Here is a 24,087-nt window from a genome sequence, read left to right on the forward strand (position 1 = left end):
CGACACGTAGTCGCAACGGTCGCGCCCACAACCAGGACTGCGCCGGCTTCAGCAGGTGCAGCGGTCCGGGCGCCACGTGTCCCGGGCCAGCGCGAGCGCCTCGTCACCGAGCGGGTTGACACCCGGTCCGGCAGCGAGCGCGTGCGCGAAGAGGACGTGCAAGCACTTGACGCGCGTCGGCATGCCGCCCGCGGAGATGCCGTCGATCTCCTCGACATGGGCGATGGCCTCGCGCTGTGCGAGGTAGTGCTCGTGCGCCTTCCGGTACGCGGCGGCGAGCTCTTCGTCGGACTCGAGCCGCGCCGTCATCTCCTTCATCACTCCGTTCGCCTCCAGCGTCGAGGCTGCGGCGACCGCGCCGGGGTGCGTCAGGTAGAAGACCGTCGGGAACGGCGTCCCGTCGGGCAGCCGGGGCGCTGTGCGCGCCACCGTCGGGCGGCCGCAGACACAGCGCGCCGCGATCCCCACGACGCCGCGCGGCTCGCGGCCGAGCTGCTCGGCCAGGACGCGGAGGTCGTCGTCGGACACGGTCTCAGTCGCGGTGTTCACTGCCCCATTGTCTCTCAGGGCAGGAGCTAGTCCCCGCCCGCGATCCGTATGGAGTCCCACACGCTCGTGTACCAGGGGTCGGCCGCTTCCTCGGAAGCTCCGGGCGACGGCTCCACCGGCCCGGCCTCCGGCTCCTCCTGCTCCACCGAGTCGGCGTCGAGCGTGCGCCACACCTTGTCCCCCGGCATGACGAAGCTCAGGCGCGACCGCGCCTGCTCGATCACGTACGACCGGTCGTCCCAGCGGGCCAGCTCGGTCTCGAGCTCCGCCTTCTGCTCCTGCTGCTCGCTGAGCTCGGACCGCAGCTCGCGCAGCTCGGCCTGCTGCGTGACGACGGCGCGCACCGTCGGCAGCAGCAGCACCACCGCGAGGAGCACCACGACGGAGAGCACCATGGCGCGGACCGTCAGCACCTCGGGAAGTACGAGACCGAAGCTGCCACGCTTGCGGTCCCCGCGCGGCTGCCGAGCGGGCGGCGCGACACTGCCGGTGGCCGTAGCCGTTGCACGCCGACGTGGCTGCGCGGGTCGCTTCGCCCCGCCGCCCGCCGTCGGACGCGCGCTGCGCGGCGCAGCGCCGGCCGAGCGGGCAGTAGGCCGTGCCGGGGCACTCCGGGGCACCGCGTTGCGGCGGCTCGCCGACGGCGAAGCGGGCTTGCGAGCGACCGGCGTACCCGACGGGGACCGGACCGCCGACGACTTCGCAGCCGTTGTGCGTGACGTCGTGCCTGGCTTCTTGGCCGTGGCACCCCTCGCGGCGGCACCCTTCGCGGCGGAGCCCTTGGCCGTGCCCTTCGCGGCGGCACCCTTCGCCCCCGAGCCCTTCGCGGCCGAGCCCTTCGCCGCCGACCCGGACGGCTTCTTCGACGCGGCCTTGCGCTTCGACGGCGTCGTGCCCTTGGCGCCCTTCGCGCCCGAGGAGCCCGCCCCCGAACCCGCCCGAGCGGTCGACAACGGGCGCGCGCCCGAGCCGCGCGCCGAACCCGAGGGCCGCGCCGGGCGACGTGAGGAAGGCATGGGTCGATTGTGCCGATTCGCCGGTCCTTTGTATCGGCATTACCTCCGGCGCGCCGTGTGTCGAAACTGTGGAACAGAAGGTCGTCAGACACCAACGGACGTGTCAGACGTAGAGGCCACCTGGGTGACCGGTACGTCTGACACGTCCGCGCGTGCCTGACAGCTCAGCGAGAGCGCGCCGGGACTCAGCCCTGGAAGCGCGGGAACGCCGACCGGCCGGCGTAGGTGCCGGCCTCGTCGAGCGCCTCTTCGATGCGCAGCAGCTGGTTGTACTTGTTGATGCGCTCGCCGCGGGCCGGGGCGCCGGTCTTGATCTGGCCGGCGTTGGTCGCCACGGACAGGTCGGCGATGGTGGTGTCCTCGGTCTCGCCGGAGCGGTGCGAGGTCATGGTGGTGAAGCCGTTGCGCTGTGCCAGCGTCACGGCGTCCAGCGTCTCGGTGAGCGTGCCGATCTGGTTGAGCTTCACGAGCAGCGAGTTCGCCGACTTGAGCTCGATGCCCTTGGCGAGGCGCTCCGGGTTGGTGACGAACAGGTCGTCGCCCACGATCTGCACCTTGTCGCCCACGACGCCCATGAGCTGGCCCCACGAGTCCCACTCGTCCTCGGACAGCGGGTCCTCGATGGACACCAGCGGGTAGTCGGCGACGAGCGCCCGGTAGTACTCGATCATCTCTTCAGGCGTCTTCTTGCCGCCCTCGAACGCGTACACGCCGTCGGAGAAGAACTCCGTCGCGGCGACGTCGAGCGCGAGGCCGACGTCGGTGCCCGGCTTGAGGCCGGCCCGCTCGATGGCGACGAGGATCAGGTCGAGCGCCTCGCGGTTGCTGCCGAGGTTCGGCGCGAAGCCGCCCTCGTCGCCCAGGCCGGTGCTCAGGCCCTTCTCCTTCAGCACGGACTTGAGGGAGTGATACACCTCGGTGCCGGTACGCAGTGCCTCACGGAACGTCGGGGCACCGATGGGGGCGACCATGAACTCCTGGATGTCCACGTTCGAGTCCGCGTGGGACCCGCCGTTGAGGATGTTCATCATCGGCACGGGGAGAACGTGCGCGTTCGGGCCGCCCACGTAGCGGAACAGGTCCAGGCCCGCGCTCTTCGCGGCGGCCTTCGCGACGGCGAGCGACACGCCCAGGATCGCGTTCGCGCCCAGCTTGCCCTTGTTCGGGGTGCCGTCCAGGTCGAGGAGCGCCTGGTCGATGATGCGCTGCTCTTCGGCGTCGTATCCGACCAGCTCGGGGGCGATCTCGTCGTTGACGGCCGCAACCGCCTTCTCGACGCCCTTGCCCAGGTAACGGCCCTTGTCGCCGTCACGCAGCTCGACGGCCTCGAACGCGCCGGTCGATGCGCCGGACGGGACCGCCGCACGGGCGAAGGTGTCGTCGTCCAGGACGATCTCCACCTCCACGGTGGGGTTGCCGCGCGAGTCGAGGATCTCGCGTGCTCCAACGGCTTCGATGCTAGCCACGGGGTCTCCTTCTAAGGATGTTGCTCGGAGGTTACGCGCCCAGACTAGTGCCGCTCCGCCGAGGCAGCCTCCCCCGTCTCGGCATGCCGGACGCGAGCCTCCAGCGCGCGGGACGTCGCGCGCAGGGCGCCCTCGGCGTCGACCCCGTCGGCCTCCGCGCGCGCCACGATCGCAAGCAGCTCGCGCCCGTAGCGCACGGCCGCGTCGCCTGCGTCGACGCCGTCGGCTGGACCCCCGCTGCTCGACGCCGGCCGCTCGCCTCCCGGCACCGCGTCGCCGTCGTCGAGCACTGCGGGCAGGAGACCGGCTCCGGTCGCCCGCGAGACCACCTTCTGCGCGCGGGCAAGCGCGCCCTGCGCGAGCGGGATGCCCTCGAGGACCGAGGCGCGCGCCTTCTCCGTCTTCTTCAGGTCCTCCCAGCGAGCCAGGACGTCCATGCTGCTGATCCCGGCCTCCTCGGGCGTGTCCGCCGCTTCGAAGACGTGCGGGTGGCGGCGGACGAGCTTCGTCGCGAGGTCGCCGGCGACGTCGTCGAGGGCAAAGGGCTCATCGGGGTCCTCGGCCGCGATGCGCGTGTGGAACAGGACCTGGAACAGCACGTCGCCGAGCTCCTCGCGCATGTTCGCCCGGTCTCCGGCCTCGATGGCCTCGGCGAGCTCGTGCGCCTCCTCCAGGAGGTAGCGGACGAGCGACTCGTGGGTCTGCTCGCGGTCCCACGGGCAGCCGCCCGGGGAGTAGAGGCGGTCCATGACGGCGATCACGTGCTGCAGCTTGTCCACGGGACGAACCTACGGGCGGACCACGACCTGGCGCACGCGATTCGGGTGGGCCTCGTCGTCGGTTGCGACGTGCTCGAACATCTGCGGTTCACAGGGTCACCACAGGTCGGCGACAGGGCCACCACAGCCGGCCCACCTAGCGTCCTGATAGTCCGGCGCAGACCGCCCCGCGGTGCTATCCGCCCGCCCGCTCGCCCCCTCCCCTGGGCGTGGCGCCACCGCCCGTGCGGTGGTCTGCGCGGACACCAACGTCCCCCGCACGTCCCCTCCAGACCCCAGGCAGGAGCCCATGTTCTTCACCTATCTGCGCAGAGAGCTGCGCAACCGACGCAAGCAGACGGTCGTGGTAGCGATCGGTCTCGCAGTTGCGATCGCGCTGGTCATCGTCGTCAACGCGATCTCGACCGGCGTCAAGGACGCCCAGTCCGAGGTGCTCGAGTCGGTCTACGGCGTCGGCACCGACATCACCGTCACCCAGCCCGCCGAGGGGCCCGGCGAGGGCGGCGGCCCCGGCCGCTTCGACTTCGGCGCGGAGGACGGCGAGGCGAGCGAGGACGGCACGCGCAACCTCGCGCAGGACCGCCTCAGCACCGCGATGGGGTCGACGTCGTTCGACGCCACCGCCCTGGAGACCGTCGCCGGCCTGGACCACGTGTCCGGCGTCGCGGCGACGCTCGACCTGCAGAACATGTCCTTCACCGGCGAGATGCCGGACCCGAGTGAAGGCCCCGTCACGATGGAGATGGGTCCGGACGGCTCCGGCGAGGGATCGTCGGGCGGATCGTCCTTCGAGATCGACCAGTTCACGGTCACGGGCGTGGACCCCGACGCCGCCGCCGTCGGGCCGCTGACCACCGCCGAGGTGGCCGACGGCCGGACGCTGGAGGCGGGCGACAAGAACGTCGCCGTCCTGGACGCCACGTACGCCGCGCAGCAGGAGCTCGCCGTCGGCGACGAGATCACGGTGGGCGGCAAGGACCTGGAGATCGTGGGCACGGTCTCGTCCACGACTGGGGACGGAGTCGCGACAGCGTCGGACGCCTACCTCCCGCTCGCCACGGCCCAGTCCCTCGCGGACCTCGCCGACCAGGTCACCGACGTCTACGTGCAGGTCGACTCGGCAGACAACGTCGACGCCGTCGCCGCCGCGATCGAGAGCGAGCTCCCCGACGCGTCGGTGAGCACCCAGTCCGACCTCGCCGAGGGCGTGACCGGATCCCTCTCGACGGCGTCCAACCTGATCGGCACGCTCGGCACCTGGCTGAGCGTCATCGTGCTGGCGGCGGCCTTCGGCCTCGCGATCCTGTTCACCGTCTCCGGAGTGAACCGCCGGACGCGCGAGCTCGGCACCCTCAAGGCAATCGGCTGGAGCAAGGGCCGCGTCGTGGGTCAGGTCGCCGGCGAATCCGTGGTGCAGGGCCTCATCGGAGGCGCCGTGGGCCTCGCCCTCGGCGCGCTGGCCGTGTGGGCCGTGAACCTGGCGGGCATCACCCTGAGCGGCGCCTCGGGCGGCGGCTTCACCATGGGCGGTCCGTCCGGGCAGGCGCCGCCCGACGGCGCGACGGTCCAGGGCGACGCCGCGCCGGGCGGGGGCGCCTTCGGCGACCGCTCCGATGCTCTGGCCGGTGCTGCGGGCAACGCCGTCGACATCGTGCTCCAGGCGCCGGTGAGCCTGTGGATAGTCCTGGCCGCCGTCGGCCTGGCGGTGCTGGGCGGGCTGCTCGCCGGCGTCGTCGGCGGGCAGCGCGCCGCGAGGCTGCGCCCCGCCGAAGCCCTCCGTTCCCTCGCCTGAAAGGTAGACCCATGTATCAGATCGACGACCTGACCAAGACGTACCGACAGGGCAAGCGCGTGGTGCGCGCGCTCAAGAACGTGTCCCTGACCATCGGCGACGGCGAGCTGGTCGCCGTCCAGGGGCCGACGGGCGGTGGCAAGTCCACCCTGCTGCAGATGCTGGGCGGGCTCGACCGTCCGACGTCGGGCACCGTCAAGCTCGACGGGGCAGACCTCGCCGGGATGAACGACACGCAGCTGACCGCGGCGCGGGCCGACACCATCGGCTTCGTGTTCCAGACCTTCAACCTCATCCCCACGCTCACCGCACTGGAGAACGTGGAGACGGCGCTCGTGCCGTCCAAGATCGCGCGGCAGACCCGGACGGCGCGGGCGGTGGCCGCGCTGGAGTCGGTGGGCCTCCGCGACCGGGGCGACCACCTGCCCGGTGAGCTGTCGGGCGGGCAGCAGCAGCGCGTGGCGATCGCGCGGGCGCTCGTGAAGAACCCGAAGGTGCTGCTGGCCGACGAGCCCACGGGCAACCTCGACGAGGAGACCCGCGACGAGATCGTGGACCTCATGGTGGGCCTGTGGAAGGACCAGGGTCTGACGATCGTGCTGGTCACGCACGACTCGGTGGTCGCGGCCCGGACGCCCCGCCGGCTGCGCATCGCGAAGGGAACGGTGAAGGACCTGACGGCGGCCTAGCCCTTTGACGCCCGCCTGCCCGCTCCCGGAGCGGCGCAGGAAGGTCCGCTTCCAGAACGCGATCCGGCATGGGCCAGCCGCCCGATGCGTGCCGGATCGCGTTCTGGAAGCGGACCCTCCTGGTTTACGCGAGTTTCCAAGCCACCGGCCCCCTGTGGCGATATGGTCCAAATCTCCCCGTCCCCAAAGACGGGGGGGAGCCGACATGGGGGAGGCAAGCAGTGAGGCAAGCACGAGCAGGACGAACGACGCGGCTCAGCGCAATCGCTACGTATAGCGCTGCGTGTACGGCAGTGGCTCTGACCGTCGCCGGGTGCAGCCCGAACGACACCGAGCCCCAGGGTGGCGGACCGGTCACGCTGGAGACCTGGATCAGCCAGGACATGGAGACCCTGTTCCCGGGCGACGCGGGCAGCTACGACAACATCAGCATTCTCGACGTCGTCTACGACGGCCTGGTCCGGTACGACCCGGAGACCACTGAGCCGTACAACTACGTGGCCGAGTCCATCGAGGCAGGCGACGACAACACCGTCTGGACCATCAAGATCAAGCCGGACCTGACGTTCCAGAACGGCGAGCCGGTCGACGCCGAGGCGTTCGCCCGCTCGTGGAACTACACGGCCGACGGCGACAACGCGCTGTACTCCAACTACTTCTTCGGCATCGTCGAGGGCTACGACGAGATGCAGCCCGAGACCGACGACGAGGGCAACATCACCACGCCGGGCGCGGTGGACGAGCTGTCCGGGCTGCGGGTCATCGACGACCTGACGCTCGAGGTCACCCTGAGCTCGCCCTTCGCCGGCTTCGCGACCATGCTCGGCTACACCGGCTTCTTCCCGATCGCCCAGGAGTGCCTGGACGACGTCGAGGCGTGCGCGAAGCAGCCCATCGGCAACGGCCCGTTCCAGGTGACCGACTGGCAGCAGAGCCAGGAGCTGACCGCGGAGAAGTGGGCCGACTACCCGCTGGACGAGACCCCGGACTACGACGCGATCCACTGGACCGAGTACGCAGCGGGCGAGACCGCCGGCTGGGCAGACTTCCAGACCGGCGACCTCGACCTGTCCTTCCCGCCGACAGCCGAGGTCGAGGCGGCGGCGAACGACCCCGAGCTCGCCGAGCGCTACGTCGAGCGCCCCGGTTCGGCCCTGACGTTCATCGGCTTCTCCGGCTATACGGAGGGCCCGTGGAACGACATCGAGTTCCGCAAGGCGATCTCGATGGCGATCGACCGCGAGGGCATCATCTCCTCGCTCGGCAGCGGTCAGGCGACCCCTGCCGACTCCTGGGTGGTTCCCGGCGGCGTCCCCGGGGGCGAGGCCGGGACCTGCGAGTGGTGCACCTACGACCCGGAGGCCGCGCAGGCGGCCCTGGAGGAGGCGGGCGGCTGGCCCAAGGGCGAGAAGCTGCAGATCAGCCTGGGCGACGACGAGGCGGAGGTGGAGTACTTCACCGCGATCGGCAACTCGATCGAGGAGGTGCTCGGCATCCCGTACGAGCTCAACGTGGACCCGGACTACTTCGCCTCCCGCTCGGCACAGGGGTATGACGGCATGTTCCGGAACAACTGGTTCCCGGACTACCCGCTGAACGAGAACTACCTGAGCTTCTACGCCTCGGGCGAGCCCGGCGCGGGCCACTGGGGCTGGTACAGCAAGGAGTTCGAGGACAAGCTGGACGAGGCCGCGGGCGCGCGGACGCTCGACGAGGCGGTGGTCCTCTACCAGGAGGCCGAGGCGATCCTCGCCGAGGAGTTCCCAACCATCCCGTTCCGATGGAGCTTCAGCGCCACCTACTACAGCGAGCGGCTCGACAACGTGACCCTCAACCCGTTCTCGGGTGCGCCGATCCTGCGCGAGATCGAGATCACCGAGTAACCCCCTCTTGTTGTGGGCGCGACCGTTGCGACTACGTGTCCGTCTTAGGCGCAAGGGTCACGCCCACAACAAGACCAGCGGAAGGTAGGCATGGGTCGTTACGTTCTCCGGCGCCTGCTGCAGGCGCTCGGCACGCTGCTGCTCGTGATGTTCGTGCTGCACCTGCTCACGACAGTCGCCATCCAGCTCAACGGCAGCCCCGCGCAGGCGTTCTTCGGTGACCGCGTCGCCTCGCCGGCCCAGATCGCGTCCGTCGAGCAGCGCTTCAACCTGGACGACCCCTGCTTCGACCAGCCGGGCAACCCCTGCCTCGGCCCGTTCGTGGAGCGCCTCGGCCAGTACGCGCAGGGCGACCTCGGTACCAACCTGCGCGGCCGCGAGATCTCCGGCATCGTCGCCGCCGCGGCGCCCAACACGATGCGGCTGTTCAGCGTCGTGCTGGTCACGTGGCTCGCCCTCGGCATGCTGCTCGGCTCCGCAGCAGCACGCTGGCGCGGCTCGTTCGGCGACCACGGGATCCGGCTCAGCTCCGTCCTCATCGACGCGTTCCCGGTCTTCGTGCTGCTCGTCGTCTACCGGTACGTCGTCGCGGTGCCGCTGAACCGGTGGTCCGAGCAGACCTTCGGCGAGAACTCGTGGCCGCCGTACTGGTTCAAGCCGTCCTTCGACTCGAGCCACCCGTGGGCGACGATCATCGTCCCGGGCATCCTGCTGGGCCTGGCCGGCTCCGCGGCGTTCATCCGCCTGGTGCGTGCCAGCCAGCTCGAGTCCTACCAGGGCGACCATGTGCGCACCGCGCGGTCGAAGGGCCTGGCCGAGCGGCGCGTCGTCCTCCACCACGTGGTGCGCAACTCCTCGGTACCCGTGGTGACCGCGGTCGGGCTGGCTTTCGTGGAAGGGCTCGGTGGCGCAGTCATCACCGAGGGCATCATGAACATCTACGGCATCGGCGGCGTGCTGTGGCAGGCGGTGCGCGACGACGACGTCGGGCTCGTGATCGCGGTCGTGACGCTGCTGGCCGCCGTGACCGTCGTGGTGATGATCGTCGTCGACATCGCCTACGCCCTTCTCGACCCGAGGATCCGCTATGAATGACGTCGGCCTCGTCTCCGCCACCTGGCGCACGTTGCGCCGTCGGCCCGACGTGATCGTCGCGGCCCTGATAGTCCTGCTCTTCGCGATCATGGCCGCGTTCCCGCGGCTGTTCACCGCGACGAGCCCGCGGGCGTGCGCCATCCGCGAGGCCCGGCTGGACCCGCAGGGCTGGGGCACGCCGCACCCGCTGGGCACCGACGCGCTCGGCTGCGACGTGCTCGCCACGATGGTGGCCGGCGTGCGGCCGTCCCTGCTGCTCGCGTTCGTCGTGGTGGGCGTCTCCCTGCTGATCGGCGTCACGCTCGGCCTGCTCGCCGGCTACTACCTGGGCTGGGCGGACTACCTGATCTCGCGGACCATCGAGGTGTTCCTGGTCGTACCGCTGCTGCTGGCGGCGCTGCTCCTGCTCTCCCTGTTCAAGAACGTGGACCTGGGCGCCGGCACGTTCAGCGTGATCCTGCTGCCTGCGGTCGTGCTGACGCTGTTCAGCTGGATGGGCTACGCCCGGTACGTCCGCGCCAGCGTGCTGGAGGCCAAGAACCTGGACTACGTCACGGCCGCCCGCTCGCTGGGCGCCTCGGACCTGCGGATCATGTTCCGGCACGTCCTGCCCAACGCCATCGGCCCGGTCACGGCGCTGGTGCCGACCTCGATCGCGGCGGTCATCGGTACGGAGGCCGTGCTGTCGTTCCTGGGTATCGGGGTGCGCCCGCCCGCGACAAGCTGGGGAATCCAGATCTCGCAGGGCTCCGAGTGGGTGCTCGGCGGCGCGCCGCACATCCTGCTCGCCCCGCTGATCTGCCTGGTCGCAGCGGTCCTGTCCCTGGTGGTGCTCGGCGACGCCCTGCGCGACGCCCTCGACCCGAGGCTCACGGCATGAGCCCCGCCATGAACGCGGCCACGAGCCCCGCATCGAGCGACGCCCTCCTGGAGGTCACCGACCTCGCCGTCGAGTTCCGTACACCCGACGGCGCGGTACGCGCAGTCGACGGGCTGTCCTACCGCGTGGAGGCGGGGCGCACCCTCGCGATCGTCGGCGAGTCCGGCTCGGGCAAGTCCGTGTCGTCGCTGGCCGTGATGGGCCTGCTGCCGGACACGGCCCGCGTGACGCGCGGGACGGTCCACCTCGCCGGCACCGACCTGCTCGCCATGAGCCGCAAGGAGCACCGCGCGCGCTGCGGCGACCAGGTGGCGATGGTGTTCCAGGACGCGCTGGCCGCGCTCAACCCCGTGCACACCGTGGGCTACCAGCTCACGGAGGCGCTGCGTGCGCGGCGCGGGCTGTCGCGCGGTGACGCCCGCAGGCGGGCGGTCGAGCTGCTCGACATGGTCAAGGTGCCGAACGCGAAGGCCCGTATCAAGGAGTACCCGCACCAGTTCTCCGGCGGCATGCGCCAGCGCGTCATGATCGCGTCGGCGCTGGCCATGGACCCCGACGTGCTCATAGCGGACGAGCCCACCACGGCCCTCGACGTGACCGTCCAGGCGCAGGTGCTGCGCCTGCTCGCCGAGATCCAGGCCGAGCGGCAGATGGGGCTCGTGCTGATCACGCACGACCTGGGCGTCGTCGCCGGCGTGGCCGACGACGTCACGGTCATGTATGCGGGCCGCGCCGTCGAACAGGCACCCGTGGTGCCCCTCTACGCGGCGCCCGCGCACCCGTACACGCGGGCCCTCCTGCGCTCGATCCCGTCCGCATCGGGGACAGGCAGCCTGCCCGTGATCCCCGGCCGCCCGCCGAGCCCCGCCGCGATGCCGGCGGGCTGCCCGTTCCACCCGCGCTGCGACGCCGTCCGCGACGTGTGCCGCACCGAGGTGCCGCCGCCGGCCACACCGGCCGAGGGCCGCACGTCAGCGTGCCACTTCGCGGCGGACACCATGACTGGCCCGGGCCCGGACGGCGAGCCCGGCGTCGTCGGCAGAGACACCGGAGGGGACCATGAGTGAGCCCGAAGCGGGGCCCGTGCTCGAGGTGCGCGACCTCGTCAAGCACTACCCGGTGCCGCGCGGCGTACTGCGCCGCTCGACGGGCGCGGTGAAGGCGGTCGACGGCATATCGCTCCGCCTGGACCGGGGGCGGACCCTGGGGCTGGTGGGCGAGTCCGGTTCGGGCAAGTCGACGCTCGCGCGCGTGCTGGTCGGCATCGAGAAGCCGACGTCGGGCGAGGTGCTCGTGGACGGCGCGGACGTCACGCGCCTGTCCCGCGCCGGCCGCAAGCGGCTGCGCCGTGACGTGCAGATGGTGTTCCAGGACCCGTACACGTCGCTGAACCCCCGGATGCCGGTGAGCGAGATCGTGGGCGAGCCGTTCGCGATCCACGGCGTCGACCCCGCGGGCGGACGGCGGGCCGCGGTGGGCGAGCTGCTGGAGCTCGTCGGCCTGGACCCCGAGCACGCGAACCGGTACCCGCACCAGTTCTCGGGCGGGCAGCGGCAGCGTGTCGGGATCGCTCGCGCGCTCGCCCTGCGGCCCAAGATCCTGGTGTGCGACGAGCCGGTCTCCGCGCTGGACGTGTCAGTACAGGGCCAGGTCATCAACCTGCTGGAGGACCTCCAGGCAGAGCTGGGCCTGTCGTACCTGTTCGTGGCGCACGACCTCGGCGTGGTGCGGCACATCGCCCACGACGTCGCCGTGATGTACCTGGGCCGCATCGTCGAGCAGGGGCCGGAGGCCGAGGTGTACGACGCCGCCCAGCACCCGTACACGCAGGCGCTGCTGTCGGCGGTGCCCGTGCCGGACCCGTCGGTGCGGCTGGCTGGTCCGTCGGTCGAGCCGGTCGAGACCCGGATCTCGATCGGCTCGACCAGCGGCGTCGGCGTCGGCGGAGGCGCGATAGTGCTGGACGGCGACCCGCCATCCCCCGTGGACCCGCCGTCGGGCTGCCCGTTTCACACTCGCTGCTGGCTGGCGCCGAGGCTGCCGGAGGCGCGGCCGGACCCGATCCCCTCCTATCCGCCGACCGACCGCCCGGACGCCGGCCTGCGGCTCGTGCCGCCGGTGTGCGACAAGGAGGCGCCCGCACTGGTCGCCCACCCGGGCGCGGGCCGCGCCGGCCCTGCGATCGGCGCCCCGGCGGCCCACGTCGCCGCCTGCCACTTCGCGCGAGAGCTGGTGGCCCCTAGGGTCGAGGCATGACGCGTGTTCTGGTGGTCCTGAACTCGTCCGGCAGCTCCATGGGTCGGCTCGAGCAGTGGCTTCCCGAGGCCAAACTCGACCCCGTCCTCGTCCCCGGCGCCGAGCTGCCCGAGACGCTCGACGGATTCGGGGGCGTGGTCCTGCTGGGCGGCGGCTTCATGCCGGACGACGACGTCAACCACCCCTTCCTGGCGCGCGAGCGAAGGCTCACTACCGAGGCCGTGGCCGACGGCGTTCCGCTGCTCGGCCTGTGTCTCGGCGAGCAGCTGCTCGCGCAGGTCACGGGCGGCACCGTGACCGCACAGTCCGGCGAGACGGAGCGCGGCATGTGCCCGCTCACAGTGCTGCCGGCCGCGGCCGACGACCCGATCTTCGGCGGCCTGCCCGGTGTGCCGGACGAGCCGCTGTGGATGATCGAGAACCACGAGGACTCGGTGACCACCCTGCCGCCGTCGGCGACGCTGCTGGTGACCAGCGGGGACTGCCCCATCCAGGCGTTCCGCGTGGGTGACCTGGCCTGGGGACTGCAGTTCCACCCGGAGGTGCGGCCGGAGCGCGTGGCGACCTGGAACGAGGCGGCGCTCTCGGAGCAGGGCATCAACCGGACAGCACTGGCCGAGGCGGCGCTGGTCCATGCGGCCGAGAACGAGGCGCAGGCGCGCGCCATCGCCCTCGCCTGGGCGGGCGTCGTCCACGCGACCGCGAAGTAGAACCAGGGCCAGATAGAACTGCAGCGGAGCCACAGTTCTACTTCGCTGCGGTTCTATCTCGGCAGGGCGAGAAACGGCGATAGGTGTAACGCACATGGTGTCGACAGGGACGCACAGCGACGGGGTGCCGGTGGTGGCCTACCGGATCGCTCGCGCGTCGGGCGAGGTGCTCGCCGCGCGCCAGGACGGCCTGGACTTCTACGCTGCCTCCACCGTGAAGCTCGCCGTGCTGGTCGCGGCCGCGCGCGAGCTCGACGCCGGGACGGCGAGCCTGGACGAGACCTGCACCGTGACCCGAACGTTCACCTCGCAGGTCCCCGGCGCGGGCGAGTACACGATCGAGCCTGACGACATCGACAGCGGCCTCCCGCCCGACGGCGCCTCGATGCCACTCGGCGACGTGATCGGCCGGATGATCACGGTCTCCTCCAACGAGGCCACCAACATGGTGGCAGAGCGCATGGGCCTGCCCGCGGTGAACCTGGCGCTGGCCGACGCCGGCGCGACGAGGTCCGTCTTCGGCCGCAAGTACTCCGACCTGGCCGCCGAGCGGGCGGGCGCCTCGCACCGCACGACGGCGGCCGACCTGTACCGTCTCATGTCCGCCGTGGTCACGGGCGGGCTCGCGAGCCGGGAGCGCACCGCGTGGATGTGCGAGCTGCTCGGCCGCCAGACCGACCGTCAGCTCACCGCCGCCGTCCCGCACGGCGTCCCGTTCGGCTCCAAGTCCGGCTGGGTGGACGGCATCCGGCACGACGTCGCGTTCGTGGGCGAACCCGGGCCGGGCGCCCTGGTGATCGCCGTGTGCACGCGCGGCTACGACGAGCAGTCCGCCGAGGAGACCCTCAAGTCCCTGGGCGCGCTGGCGATCGCGCTGGCCTGACAACCCCCTGGTTGTGGGCGTGATCGTTGCGCCTAGAACGGGCAGGTAGTGGCAACGATCGCGCCCACAACCAAAGGGGCCTTCAGCCCAGCAGGTCCCGGATCACCCAGAGGCCCTCCGCGACCTCCGTGAAGGACGTGCTCAGCGGCGACAGCCCCACGCGCAGCCCCTGCGGCGGCCGGAAGTCCGGAACCACGCCGCGGGCCCACGCCTCCGCGACCACCCGCTTGAAGTCCGGGTGGTCGAGCATGATGTGGCTCCCCCGGCGTTCCGGGTCGCGCGGCGAGGCCACGCGCACGCCGGCCAGGTGCTCGTCGGCGACCGCCATCGCGAACCCGGTCAGCGCCAGCGACTTCTCGCGCACCGCGGGCATGCCCACCTCCTCGACGAGCGCGAGCATGTCGCGCATCGGCAGCATCCCGATCACCGGCGGCGTGCCGCTGATCAGCTGCCGGATCCCGGTCGCGGGCTCGTAGTCGGCGCCCATCGCGAACGGGTCGGCGGCCCCCATCCAGCCCTGGACCGGTTGGCGCACCTCGTCCTGCAGCCCCGCGGCCAGGTATGCGAAGGCGGGCGAGCCCGGCCCGCCGTTGAGGTACTTGTAGGTGCAGCCGACGGCGATGTCCACGCCGTCGGCGTCCAGGTTCAGCGGGACCGCGCCCGCCGAGTGGCACAGGTCCCACAGGACGAGCGCCCCGGCGTCGTGCACGAGCCGCGTGATCGCGGGGAGGTCCGCGATATAGCCGGACTTGTAGGCGACGTGGCTGAGCAGCACGAGCGCGGTGTCCTGCCCGACGGCGGCCGCGACGTCCTCTGGCGTCACGCCGGCCTCCGCGTCGGGCGTGATCCAGCGGAGCTCCAGGCCGCGCTCGGCCGCGATGCCCTGCAGCACGAACCGGTCCGTGGGGAAGTTCTCGGTGTCGGCGACGATCACGCTGCGCCCCGGCCGCGCGTCGATCGCGGCGCGGGCGAGCTTGTAGAGCAGCACGGTCGTGGAGTCGGCGACGACCGTCTGCCCCGCCGCCGCGCCCAGCGCCACCCGGCCGAGCGTGTCGCCGAGCTCGGTCGGCGCGTCCATCCAGCCCTCGTCCCAGGACCGGATCAGGCGTGCTGCCCATGGCCCGTCCACGAACGACGCGAGCCGCTCACGCGTGACGGTCAGCGGCCGGCCCAGCGAGTTGCCGTCGAGGTAGGCGACCAGGCCCTCGCTCGGGGCGAAGAGCTCGCGGCACCGGGCCAGCGGATCGGCGGCGTCGAGCGCGGCGGCACGCTCGCGCAGGCCGGCCGGGAGGTCGACGGTCGAGCGCGAGGGCAGGTCGGCAAAGGGGGCGAGGTCGGTCACGCGTTCTCCAGGTCGGTCGGCTTCGGTCGAGCGTACGTCCTGTGCCCGGAGCTTGTCCGGCTTGGTCTTCCGCGCGCGAATTCCGACGATCGCGGGGGTCTGTCCTTCGAAGTGTTGGACCTGCATCCCAGTCGTAACGTGGAGTGCACCACGCCGGTCGACGACGATCGAGGAGGCTGCTCATGGTTTCACTGGGGTCGAAGGGCTTGCGCGTCGAGCCGGGTCACGACGCCTGGGTCCTCGGCGACGAGCCATGCATCACGGTCGACTTCGGGGCGTCCCCCACGTGCGCCGCCAAGAGTTCCTGATCCGCAGCAGGTCCGGCGCCACGCCGGTGACATTGAGGAGGTTCTCGACATGCCCAAGTTCATGGACGTTCACCACGGGATGCATGGCATCACCGACGAGGCCCTGAGGGCCGCACATCAGGCAGACCTCGACATCCAGGATGACGAGGGGGTCGACTTCCAGAGGGCGTGGGGCGACCCGGATTCCGGGATGGTCTGGTGCGTCTCGGAGGCGCCCAGCGCCGACGCCGTCAAGCGCATCCACGAGCGCACGGGCCACCCTGCGACCGAGGTCTACCCCGTCCCGGTGGAGGTGTAGCAGCGGCGGGACGCCCGCAGCCAGGCGATCAGCTCGGCTGCGGTACCCGGCATGGGCAACGGCGCGGTGAGCGCAGGAGCCGACGGCGGCCCGAGGACGGCGCGCAGGAGCGCCTCCCCCTCGACGACCTGCCCGAGCAGCTCGATCTCGCGCTCGTTCACGCCCACCGGCGTCGGGCCGTTGCCCATGTCCGTCCCGTAGGCGAGCGTGCCGCCCGCGGCGACGAACCGCCGCGCGTTGCCAAGCGCCCGGTCGAGGGCCGCCCGATCACCGGGCCCGTCGTGGATCGCGAAAGTCGAGATCCAGGTCATGTGGGCCGCCCGGGCGACCAGCTCGGACGACAGCGCCTCCGTCCACGGCACGTGCACCAGCGTGTCCGCGCCGGCGTCGATCGCGCGCTGGGACTGCCCGTCGCCCTCCGCGTGCACGAGCACGGGCAGCCCTGCCGAGTGCGCCTCCGTGACCAGCGCGCGCAGGACGTCGTCGGGCAGCAGGGCCATCCCCGCGTGCAGGGCGACCTTGACCGCGAAGCCGCGCCCCGCCACGACGTCGGCCACCGCCTCGACGGCGTCGTGCGGCGAGGCCACGTGCCGCACCGCGGCGTCCGGCGCCCAGGACCGCCCGGTGGGATATCCGCCGGGCGCGGTATGGAACGGCCCCGCGTACCGCACCCGGACGCCCGACGGCGGCGTGGCCGCCCAGGCGCTCACCTCGCGCGGGTCCCAGCCCAGGTCGTGCACCTCCGTGACCGGGCCGCCGGCCAGCAGCGCCCGGTCCACCAGGCCCAGGTGCACGTGGCGGTCGACGACGCCCGGGAGCGTCGTCTCCGGCGCGCTCTCAGGCACCGAGCGGGCCGTCGATCTCGGTGCGCACCGAGATGAGCTCGGGGAAGAACGTCAGGTCCAGCGCGCGCTTCAGGAAGCTGGCGCCGCTTGAGCCGCCCGTACCCGTCTTGAAGCCGATGGTGCGCTGCACCGTGCGCAGGTGCCGGAACCGCCACAGCTGGAACGCGTCCTCGATGTCGACCAGGTCCTCGCACGCCTCGTACAGCTCCCAGTAGGCATGCGGGTCCTGGTAGATCGTCTTGAAGACGGCGATCAGCTCGGGGTGCTCGGTCCAGGCCTGCGTCACGTCGCGGTCCAGGATCCCGGCCGGGACCTCGTGCCCGCGCCGGGCCAGCAGGCGCAGGAACGCGTCGTAGACGGTGGGCTCGCCGAGCAGCTGCTCCAGCTGCGCGTGCACCTCGGGCTTGTCCCGGAAGACCTGGAGCATGCCGGCGTTCTTGTTGCCGAGCAGGAACTCCACCGCGCGGTACTGGTGCGACTGGAAGCCCGAGGACTGCCCGAGCGAGCCCCGGAACTCCGCGTACTCGCTGGGAGTGAGGGTCGCCAGGACCGACCACTGCTCGGTGATTGTGCGCTGGATGTGCTTCACCCGGGCCAGTCCCTTGAGGGCGCGGGACAGGTCGTCGGCGTCAAGGTACCGCCGCACGGCGAGCAGCTCGTGCACCACCAGCTTGAGCCACAGCTCGGTGGTCTGGTGCTGGATGATGAACAGCAGCTCGTCGTGGTGCGGAGGGTCGCTCATCGGGTGCTGCGCCGACAGGAGCACGTCCAGCCCCAGGTAGGAGCCGTAGTCCATCTCGTCGCGGAAGTCCGTGCGGATGGAGGCCTCGATGGGCCGGGTGTTACCAGTCACCTATGGAGCGTAACCCTCAGGCCGCCTGCGCTTCGTCCCGGTTCGGGTTCTCGAACGCCTCCGCCATCAGCGCGATCTCCTCGGCCGGGAGCGACATGTCGCGTGCGATGCGCGACCAGCCCGACGTTGCGGCCGCCACCTCGGCGAGCACGCGCCGGGCGTCGTCCTGCCGGAGGCCGTAGGAGTCCGCCGTGGCCAGCAGCACCCGCACGTCCCGGTCGATGCGGCTGCCGCCGGGGCGCAGCGGCGTCGACTCCACGACGGCGAACGGGTTGGGGTTCACGTCGAACAGCGGGGACAGCGACCAGCCGTCCGCGCGGCGGACGAACCCGTGGTTCTTCATGTGGTCGTCCACGTTGCGCACCAGCAGCGTGAACGCGACGCGGCGAAACAGGTCGTGCCCGTCCGTGGCCGGCCGGCCTGAATGGTCCGCCAGCGTCTCTGCGAGCGTCCGGTAGTCGATGACCTCGAAGAACGCCTTCTGCGTGAGGCTGTCGGCGGACAGGAAGCCGATCCGGCCGCCGTCCGGCCGCCGGTCGAACCGGCGCGTCAGCAGGATGGACCGGGTCGGGCCGATGCGGTGCAGCCGCGCCACGGGGACCTCGATGCCCGCGTCGGAGGCGAGCCGCAGGGTCAGGTACTCCCAGGCCTGCACGTCCCACCGGTCGCCGCTCTCGGGCAGCTTGGCCATCCACAGGTCGCCCTCGGTGTCCTTCACGGTCACCTTGGGCCTGGCGCCGCCCATCGAGGTTCCGGCCGCGACCAGGAGGCTCACGTCGTGGTCGGTCTCCCGGTGCTGCGCGACGGCGTCCGCGGCGGCGGTCAGCGACGGGAGGTCCACCAGGTCGGGGACCTCGGCGCGCGGCGGTCCCATGAACGTCTTGCCCTCGTCCAGCGAGAAGCGCAGCGCGCCCAGCCGAGTCTCGTCCTGCACGCCGAGCAGGAAGTCCACCTCGGTGAGGGTCATGAACCCGCGGCCCTCCGCACGGGCGGCGCGGCGCTCCGCGTTGAACAGCAGGGTGCGGCCCCACTGGTCGGGCTGGCAGTCGGCGAGGACGCCGAACAGTGGCCGGTCGCTGCCCGAGGGGATGTTGCCCGGCGTCAGCGGCAGCTCGGGACACAGGGCGTACGCGCGCGGGTCGCGGAGGTACGCGGCGTCGTAGCGGAACGTGCAGCCCACCAGGGCACCGCCCCGGTTGAGGTGCATGTCGAGGTCACCGGCGCGGGCCTGTCCCCCGCCGGGCAGCTCCACCTCGACATGTATCGACAACGCCGCTCAACTCCTCAGTTTGGGACTCTTACCCGCTGCGGAAGGGCCCGTTCCGCGTGGAACCTGCCCATCTCGGTCGTGAGCGGGTCGGTCGCCCCGACGACGGCATCGGCCACGCCGAGCACCCGCAGCACCGCAAACGTGTTCTCGAGGCTGACGGTCCCGGTGCCGGTCTCGATCGCCCGGAGGGTGGTGCGCGTGATGCCCGCACGGTCAGCGACGAGCTGGGCCGTGAGGCCGTGGATCTTGCGCCAGGTGCGAACGTGGTCGCCGAGTGAGACGAGGTCGCGCCGGGTACGGAGGGATGTTCTGGCCATGACTGCTCCTTTCGGTTACCAGGCTATCCGACGCAGTGCGTAACGGTCACTAGGCTGACCGCTATTTCTCGCGCCGGCGGACGAACGCCGCCCCGGGCAGGACGCACCGCAAAGCAGAACGGGCCGCCCCCACGATGTGGGGCGGCCCGTCGTGCGCGATCTCAGCGGTGCGTCACTGCTGCAGGGTGTTGACGGTGGCCTCGTCCAGGGCACCGATCGACAGCTCGTGCTTCTCGAGGATCTCGGCGTAGGTGCCGTCTTCGATCAGGCTCTGCAGCGATGCCTGGTACGCCCGCACGAGCTCGACGTCACCCTTGAGGAACATGAAGCCCAGCGGACCCGGGTTGATGATCTCGGTGTTCGCCACCTCGAAGACGTCGCCGGAGCCGACCTGCTTCGCGTTGTAGGCGCCGGTGGACCACTGGGTGAGCTCGGCGTCGGCCTTGCCCGCCTCGACCTGCGCGAGCGCATCGGCGTCCGTGTCGAACTCGACCACCTTGACCGGCTTTGCCTTGCACTGCTTGGCGTTGAGCGCGGCGAGCGCGTCCGCCTGTGTGGTCTCGACGAGAACCGCCACCGTCCGGCCGCACAGGTCCTTGAGGGTCTTGATGCCCTGCGGGTTGCCGGCCGGGACCATGATCGCGTCGCTGTCGTTGTAGTAGTCGACGAAGTCCGCCTGGAGCAGCCGGTCGGGCGTCTCCGACATTGCCGCGGCGATCACGTCGACGTTGCTCGCATACAGCTCGCCGACCAGCGTGTCCCACGCCATGTCGCGGACCGTGTACTTCAGGCCCAGCCGGTCCGAGGCGGCGTCGAACAGGTCGATCTCGAACCCGACGATGCGGCCGGCCTCGTTCGTGTACTCGAACGGCGGGTAGCCCGACTCCGTGCCGACCGTGATGCGCGTCGACTCGGCCTGCAGCTCGCCGGGCAGCAGCGCGCGCAGCTCGTCCTGAACCTCGACTGCTTGCCCGGCGCCCTCCGCCGGCTGCGGCGAGTAGATCGAGCAGCCGGTCATCAGGGCTCCGAGCGCGGCTGTTGCCGCTATCGAGCCGATGACCGCACGCGCGCGGTGTCCGAGAGCCATGCGGGGTCCTCCACACAATAAAGACATAAGGAGCGGGTTACGCGGGTGGAGCCTATACGGTCCGGCCCGGTTGCTGTGAATCCGAGTTTCACATAGCCCACGGCGGCGTGTCCGAGGTCAGACGTTCGTCCCGACCTTAGCCGCAGCCCCTACCTCGGCGAATATCACCGCGTCGATGAGACCCCGGGCCCACGCCAGCACCTCGGTACCCCGCAGCGGCCGCCCACCGATCCGGGTGGTCGTCGGGAACGGCACGAGGACCGCCCGGATGGCGGGCTTGAGGATGGTCCCCGGGTAGAGCCGCTTGAGCCGGAGCTGGGCCGACTCGGGCAGGTTCACGGGGGCGAACCGGACGTACTTGCCCTGTGCGGTGATGTCCGAGAGGCCTGCGCGACGGGCATGGTTGCGGAAGTCCGCGACGTCGAACAGTGCGCCCGCGACGTCGGGCAGCGCCCCGTAGCGGTCGATGAGCTCCGCACGCACCTCCGCGAGCGCCGCCTCGTCGTGCGCGGTGGCGATCTTCTTGTACGCCTCGAGCCGCAGCCGCTCCGTGGCGATGTAGGTCTCCGGCAGGTGGGCGTCGACGGGCAGCTCGATGGTGACCTCGGGGGCCTCCTCCTCGGCGTCGCCGCGGAAGGCGGACACCGCCTCGCCCACCATGCGCACGTAGAGGTCGAACCCGACACCGGCGATGTGGCCGGACTGCTCGCCGCCGAGCAGGTTGCCGGCGCCGCGGATCTCGAGGTCCTTCATGGCGATCTGCATGCCGGCGCCAAGGTCGGTGTGGGCGGCCATGGTGGCGAGCCGGTCGTGTGCCGTCTCGGTGAGGGGGCGCTCCGGCGGGTAGAGGAAGTACGCGTACGCACGCTCGCGCCCGCGGCCGACGCGCCCGCGGAGCTGGTGCAGCTGGGACAGGCCGAGCATGTCGGAGCGTTCCAGGATCAGGGTGTTGGCGTTGGAGATGTCCAGGCCGGTCTCGATGATCGTGGTGCACACCAGGACGTCGAGCTCCTTCTCCCAGAAGGCACGGATGACCTGGTCGAGCTGGTGCTCGCTCATCTTGCCGTGGGCGACGCCGATGCGGGCCTCGGGCACGAGCTCGGTCAGGCGTGAGGCGGTGCGCTGGATGGTCTCCACCTTGTTGTGCACGTAGAAGACCTGGCCCTCGCGCAGCAGCTCGCGCCTCAGGGCGGCGGCGATCTGCTTCTCCTCGAAGGCGCCCACGTAGGTGAGCACGGGGTGCCGCTCCTCCGGGGGTGTGGCCAGCGTGGACATCTCGCGGATGCCGGTCACGGCCATCTCGAGCGTGCGCGGGATCGGGGTGGCGGACATGGCCAGCACGTCGACGTTGGTGCGCAGCTGCTTGAGCGTCTCCTTGTGCTCGACGCCGAAGCGCTGCTCCTCGTCGATGACGACCAGGCCCAGGTCCTTGAACACCACGGAGCCGGTGATCAGGCGGTGGGTGCCGATGACTATGTCGACGCTACCGTCCTTGAGGCCGGCGAGCGTCTCCTCGGACTCCTTGGCGGACTGGAAGCGGCTCAGCGCACGCACGTTGACGGGGAACCCGGTGTACCGCTCGGAGAACGTCTCGAAGTGCTGCTGCACCAGGAGGGTCGTCGGGACCAGGATCGCGACCTGCTTGCCGTCCTGCACCGCCTTGAACGCTGCCCGGATGGCGATCTCCGTCTTGCCGTACCCGACGTCGCCGCACACCAGGCGGTCCATCGGCACGGACTTCTCCATGTCGGCCTTGACCTCGTCGATGGTCGCCAGCTGGTCCGGGGTCTCGACGTAGGCGAAGGCGTCCTCGAGCTCGCGCTGCCAGGGCGTGTCGGGGCCGTAGGCGTGACCCTGAGTAGCCATCCGCGCGCTGTAGAGCCGGATCAGCTCGCTCGCGATCTCCTTGACATGCTTGCGCGCCTTGGCCTTGGTGTTCTTCCAGTCGGCGCCGCCCATCTTGGACAGCGACGGCGACTCCCCGCCGGTGTACTTGGTGACCTGGTCGAGCTGGTCGGTGGGCACGAACAGGCGGTCGCCCGGCTGCCCGCGCTTGCTGCTCGCGTACTCGATCACGAGGTACTCGCGCGTGGCCCGGTTGCCGCCGGTGCCCATGGTGCGCTGCGCCATCTCGACGAACCGGCCGACACCGTGCTGCTCGTGCACCACGAAGTCGCCCGCCTTGAGCTGGAGCGGGTCCACGACGTTGCGCCGCCGGCTGGGCATCTTGCGCATGTCACGCGTGCCCGAGCCGGCCCGTCCGGTCAGGTCCTGCTCGGAGAAGACGGCGAGCCGCAGGTCGGGCGCCACGAAGCCCTTGCCGACGCCGCCCGCTACGACGTGCACGACACCGGGCTCCGGCTCCGCCTCGAGCGATATCGCCAGCCGGGCCGCGGTACCCACCGCGGACAGCTGCTCCGTCATGCGCTTCGCGGGTCCGTGGCCCTCGGTGGTCAGCACCAGCCGCCAGCTCGCGACCTGCAGCCCGTGCACGTCGTCCAGCGCACGCGCGAGGTCGCCGCGGTACGACTCGACATCCCGGGCGCTGATCGTGAACACGGTTCCCCCATCGCTGGTCGAGCTCGTCGAGACCGGGGTCTCCACACGCTCGACCGACGAGGACTCGCCCAGCGAGGCGAGCTCGGTGTCCTGGCTGAACGCCGAGAGCGTCCACCAGCCGAGGCCGCGCCGCGCCGCGATATCGCGCACCTCGGCGAAGGTCGCGAAGGACGCCGCGGACAGGTCGATCGGCGTCGCACCGCCGGCGACGGCACCCGTCCAGGCCGCGGCGAGGAACTCCTCGGTGGTCGCCACGAGGTCGTGGGCACGACGACGCACGCGCTCGGGCTCGTTGACCACGAGCAGCGCGTCGTCCGGCACCAGCTCGAGGACGGGGATCATGCGGTCCACCAGCACCGGCGCGAGCGACTCCATGCCCTCGACGACGACGCCCGCGGCGAGCTTGTCGAGCATCTCGACCGCGCCCGGCAGGGTCTCCACCAGTTCCGCCGCGCGCTGACGGACGGCGTCGTCCAGCAGGATCTCGCGGCACGGCGGCGCCCAGAGGCCGCGCTCCGCGATCTCGAGGCTGCGCTGGTCGGCCACGGAGAACCAGCGGATCTCCGTGATCTCGTCGCCCCAGAACTCGCAGCGCAGGGGGTGGTCCTCCGTGGGCGGGAAGATGTCGAGGATGCCACCACGCACCGCGTACTCACCGCGTCGCTCCACCATGTCGACGCGCGTGTAGGCGGCTGCGGTGAGCCGCTCGGCGACGTCGGTCAGGTCCGCCGTGCCGCCGATGTCGAGCTGGACCGGCACCAGCTCCCCGAGGCCCTCGACGACGGGCTGCAGCAGGGCGCGGACCGGCATCACCAGCAGCCGGATCGGGCCCGCCTGCCCGTGCTCCTCGGCCGGATGGGCCAGCCGGCGGAACACCGCCAGGCGCTTGGCCACCGTGTCCGCGCGGGGGCTGAGCCGCTCGTGCGGCAGGGTCTCCCAGGCGGGGAGCACGGCCACGTCGTCGGCCCGGTCCTCCGGGAGGAAGCCGCGCAGGCTCGCGGCCAGGTCGTCGGCGTCGCGGCCCGTCGCCGTGACCACCACGAGCGGACGCTGCTCGGACGCTGCGACCAGCAGGGGCGGACGCACGCCCACCGGGCCCACCACGTCCGCGAAGCCGCGGGCGCGCACGTGCTCGACGGCGGCGGACGCGCCGGGATCACGCAGGAGGGCGGGAAGCAGGCCGGTGAGGTTCATGGAATCTGTCCTTCGA

22 protein-coding genes are annotated in these 24,087 nt (G+C 71.3%); 11 read left to right on the top strand and 11 right to left on the bottom strand.

Annotated features, from left to right (window positions below):
* Positions 1-48: 48 nt before the first annotated feature.
* The 4 genes from IE250_RS16655 to IE250_RS16670 form a co-directional block, all read right to left on the bottom strand.
* A complete protein-coding gene (locus tag IE250_RS16655; protein ID WP_189670424.1) occupies positions 49-549 on the bottom strand; it encodes a DUF501 domain-containing protein in 501 nt (166 codons plus the stop codon).
* A 26-nt stretch (positions 550-575) separates the two neighbouring features.
* Positions 576-1,565 carry a septum formation initiator family protein gene (locus tag IE250_RS16660; protein ID WP_189670425.1) on the bottom strand — a complete coding sequence of 330 codons (990 nt, stop codon included), beginning with the start codon at positions 1,563-1,565 and terminating at the stop codon, positions 576-578.
* Between the two features lie 185 nt (positions 1,566-1,750).
* Positions 1,751-3,031: a phosphopyruvate hydratase gene (eno, locus tag IE250_RS16665; RefSeq protein WP_189670426.1), complete on the bottom strand. Its 1,281-nt coding sequence runs from the start codon at positions 3,029-3,031 to the stop codon at positions 1,751-1,753.
* Positions 3,032-3,075: 44 nt separating this feature from the next.
* Positions 3,076-3,810, bottom strand: coding sequence for a nucleoside triphosphate pyrophosphohydrolase (locus IE250_RS16670; RefSeq protein WP_229872530.1), 735 nt, complete (start codon positions 3,808-3,810; stop codon positions 3,076-3,078).
* A gap of 289 nt (positions 3,811-4,099) precedes the next feature.
* Between IE250_RS16670 and IE250_RS16675 the strand changes: the two genes are divergently transcribed.
* The 9 genes from IE250_RS16675 to IE250_RS16715 all read left to right on the top strand — a co-directional run bounded on the left by IE250_RS16675 (position 4,100) and on the right by IE250_RS16715 (position 13,998).
* A complete protein-coding gene (locus IE250_RS16675; protein WP_189670427.1) occupies positions 4,100-5,602 on the top strand; it encodes an ABC transporter permease in 1,503 nt (500 codons plus the stop codon).
* Positions 5,603-5,613: 11 nt separating this feature from the next.
* Positions 5,614-6,291 carry an ABC transporter ATP-binding protein gene (locus tag IE250_RS16680; RefSeq protein ID WP_189670428.1) on the top strand — a complete coding sequence of 226 codons (678 nt, stop codon included), beginning with the start codon at positions 5,614-5,616 and terminating at the stop codon, positions 6,289-6,291.
* A 293-nt stretch (positions 6,292-6,584) separates the two neighbouring features.
* A complete protein-coding gene (locus IE250_RS16685; RefSeq protein ID WP_189670429.1) occupies positions 6,585-8,174 on the top strand; it encodes a peptide ABC transporter substrate-binding protein in 1,590 nt (529 codons plus the stop codon).
* Positions 8,175-8,264: 90 nt separating this feature from the next.
* Positions 8,265-9,269 carry an ABC transporter permease gene (locus tag IE250_RS16690; RefSeq protein WP_189670430.1) on the top strand — a complete coding sequence of 335 codons (1,005 nt, stop codon included), beginning with the start codon at positions 8,265-8,267 and terminating at the stop codon, positions 9,267-9,269.
* On the top strand, positions 9,262-10,149 hold the full coding sequence (locus IE250_RS16695) for an ABC transporter permease (RefSeq protein WP_189670431.1): 888 nt from the start codon (positions 9,262-9,264) through the stop codon (positions 10,147-10,149). The genes IE250_RS16690 and IE250_RS16695 overlap by 8 nt, the downstream gene beginning before the upstream one ends.
* Entirely contained in the window at positions 10,146-11,216 is a 1,071-nt protein-coding gene (locus IE250_RS16700; protein WP_229872531.1) for an ABC transporter ATP-binding protein, read from the top strand. Before IE250_RS16695 ends, IE250_RS16700 begins: the two co-directional genes overlap by 4 nt.
* A complete protein-coding gene (locus IE250_RS16705; protein ID WP_189670432.1) occupies positions 11,209-12,405 on the top strand; it encodes an ABC transporter ATP-binding protein in 1,197 nt (398 codons plus the stop codon). The genes IE250_RS16700 and IE250_RS16705 overlap by 8 nt, the downstream gene beginning before the upstream one ends.
* Positions 12,402-13,115 carry a type 1 glutamine amidotransferase gene (locus IE250_RS16710; RefSeq protein ID WP_189670433.1) on the top strand — a complete coding sequence of 238 codons (714 nt, stop codon included), beginning with the start codon at positions 12,402-12,404 and terminating at the stop codon, positions 13,113-13,115. The genes IE250_RS16705 and IE250_RS16710 overlap by 4 nt, the downstream gene beginning before the upstream one ends.
* 94 nt (positions 13,116-13,209) lie before the next feature.
* Positions 13,210-13,998: a serine hydrolase gene (locus IE250_RS16715; RefSeq protein WP_189670434.1), complete on the top strand. Its 789-nt coding sequence runs from the start codon at positions 13,210-13,212 to the stop codon at positions 13,996-13,998.
* An 82-nt stretch (positions 13,999-14,080) separates the two neighbouring features.
* Here IE250_RS16715 and IE250_RS16720 read toward each other — a convergent pair whose 3' ends face one another.
* The gene (locus IE250_RS16720) at positions 14,081-15,340 is read right to left on the bottom strand and encodes a kynureninase (protein WP_189670435.1); all 1,260 of its coding nucleotides are present in this window, start codon (positions 15,338-15,340) and stop codon (positions 14,081-14,083) included.
* A gap of 182 nt (positions 15,341-15,522) precedes the next feature.
* On the opposite strand from IE250_RS16720, the gene IE250_RS24890 reads away from it, so the two are divergent.
* On the top strand, positions 15,523-15,648 hold the full coding sequence (locus tag IE250_RS24890; protein WP_268247839.1) for a cupin domain-containing protein: 126 nt from the start codon (positions 15,523-15,525) through the stop codon (positions 15,646-15,648).
* Between the two features lie 49 nt (positions 15,649-15,697).
* On the top strand, positions 15,698-15,946 hold the full coding sequence (locus tag IE250_RS16725; RefSeq protein ID WP_189670436.1) for an SCO4226 family nickel-binding protein: 249 nt from the start codon (positions 15,698-15,700) through the stop codon (positions 15,944-15,946).
* Here IE250_RS16725 and IE250_RS16730 read toward each other — a convergent pair.
* From IE250_RS16730 to mfd, 6 genes are all read right to left on the bottom strand, one after another.
* Positions 15,922-16,791: an amidohydrolase family protein gene (locus IE250_RS16730; RefSeq protein ID WP_189670437.1), complete on the bottom strand. Its 870-nt coding sequence runs from the start codon at positions 16,789-16,791 to the stop codon at positions 15,922-15,924. The genes IE250_RS16725 and IE250_RS16730 overlap by 25 nt on opposite strands.
* Positions 16,784-17,587, bottom strand: coding sequence for a tryptophan 2,3-dioxygenase (locus IE250_RS16735; protein WP_229872571.1), 804 nt, complete (start codon positions 17,585-17,587; stop codon positions 16,784-16,786). The genes IE250_RS16730 and IE250_RS16735 overlap by 8 nt, the downstream gene beginning before the upstream one ends.
* Before the next feature lie 73 nt (positions 17,588-17,660).
* Positions 17,661-18,914 carry a type II toxin-antitoxin system HipA family toxin gene (locus IE250_RS16740; protein WP_189670439.1) on the bottom strand — a complete coding sequence of 418 codons (1,254 nt, stop codon included), beginning with the start codon at positions 18,912-18,914 and terminating at the stop codon, positions 17,661-17,663.
* A 14-nt stretch (positions 18,915-18,928) separates the two neighbouring features.
* Positions 18,929-19,231 carry a helix-turn-helix transcriptional regulator gene (locus IE250_RS16745; protein ID WP_189670440.1) on the bottom strand — a complete coding sequence of 101 codons (303 nt, stop codon included), beginning with the start codon at positions 19,229-19,231 and terminating at the stop codon, positions 18,929-18,931.
* 172 nt (positions 19,232-19,403) lie between these two features.
* Positions 19,404-20,318: an ABC transporter substrate-binding protein gene (locus tag IE250_RS16750; protein ID WP_189670441.1), complete on the bottom strand. Its 915-nt coding sequence runs from the start codon at positions 20,316-20,318 to the stop codon at positions 19,404-19,406.
* Between the two features lie 117 nt (positions 20,319-20,435).
* Complete coding sequence (mfd, locus tag IE250_RS16755) at positions 20,436-24,071, bottom strand: transcription-repair coupling factor (RefSeq protein ID WP_189670442.1); 3,636 nt, start codon at positions 24,069-24,071, stop codon at positions 20,436-20,438.
* Positions 24,072-24,087: the final 16 nt, after the last annotated feature.

Source organism: Promicromonospora soli, from assembly GCF_014653785.1.
In the GTDB taxonomy this organism is placed as follows: Bacteria; Actinomycetota; Actinomycetes; order Actinomycetales; family Cellulomonadaceae; genus Promicromonospora; species Promicromonospora soli.

What these genes read in the sequence shown, in the direction of transcription:
- IE250_RS16660 (WP_189670425.1), bottom strand. Translation starts at nt 1,565, where the DNA reads ATGCCTTCCTCACGTCGCCCGGCGCGGCCCTCGGGTTCGGCGCGCGGC.
- IE250_RS16675 (WP_189670427.1), top strand. Translation starts at nt 4,100, where the DNA reads ATGTTCTTCACCTATCTGCGCAGAGAGCTGCGCAACCGACGCAAGCAG.
- IE250_RS16680 (WP_189670428.1), top strand. Translation starts at nt 5,614, where the DNA reads ATGTATCAGATCGACGACCTGACCAAGACGTACCGACAGGGCAAGCGC.
- IE250_RS16690 (WP_189670430.1), top strand. Translation starts at nt 8,265, where the DNA reads ATGGGTCGTTACGTTCTCCGGCGCCTGCTGCAGGCGCTCGGCACGCTG.
- IE250_RS16695 (WP_189670431.1), top strand. Translation starts at nt 9,262, where the DNA reads ATGAATGACGTCGGCCTCGTCTCCGCCACCTGGCGCACGTTGCGCCGT.
- IE250_RS16700 (WP_229872531.1), top strand. Translation starts at nt 10,146, where the DNA reads ATGAGCCCCGCCATGAACGCGGCCACGAGCCCCGCATCGAGCGACGCC.
- IE250_RS16705 (WP_189670432.1), top strand. Translation starts at nt 11,209, where the DNA reads ATGAGTGAGCCCGAAGCGGGGCCCGTGCTCGAGGTGCGCGACCTCGTC.
- IE250_RS16710 (WP_189670433.1), top strand. Translation starts at nt 12,402, where the DNA reads ATGACGCGTGTTCTGGTGGTCCTGAACTCGTCCGGCAGCTCCATGGGT.
- IE250_RS16715 (WP_189670434.1), top strand. Translation starts at nt 13,210, where the DNA reads ATGGTGTCGACAGGGACGCACAGCGACGGGGTGCCGGTGGTGGCCTAC.
- IE250_RS24890 (WP_268247839.1), top strand. Translation starts at nt 15,523, where the DNA reads ATGGTTTCACTGGGGTCGAAGGGCTTGCGCGTCGAGCCGGGTCACGAC.
- IE250_RS16725 (WP_189670436.1), top strand. Translation starts at nt 15,698, where the DNA reads ATGCCCAAGTTCATGGACGTTCACCACGGGATGCATGGCATCACCGAC.
- IE250_RS16735 (WP_229872571.1), bottom strand. Translation starts at nt 17,587, where the DNA reads ATGGACTACGGCTCCTACCTGGGGCTGGACGTGCTCCTGTCGGCGCAG.
- IE250_RS16745 (WP_189670440.1), bottom strand. Translation starts at nt 19,231, where the DNA reads ATGGCCAGAACATCCCTCCGTACCCGGCGCGACCTCGTCTCACTCGGC.
- IE250_RS16750 (WP_189670441.1), bottom strand. Translation starts at nt 20,318, where the DNA reads ATGGCTCTCGGACACCGCGCGCGTGCGGTCATCGGCTCGATAGCGGCA.
- mfd (WP_189670442.1), bottom strand. Translation starts at nt 24,071, where the DNA reads ATGAACCTCACCGGCCTGCTTCCCGCCCTCCTGCGTGATCCCGGCGCG.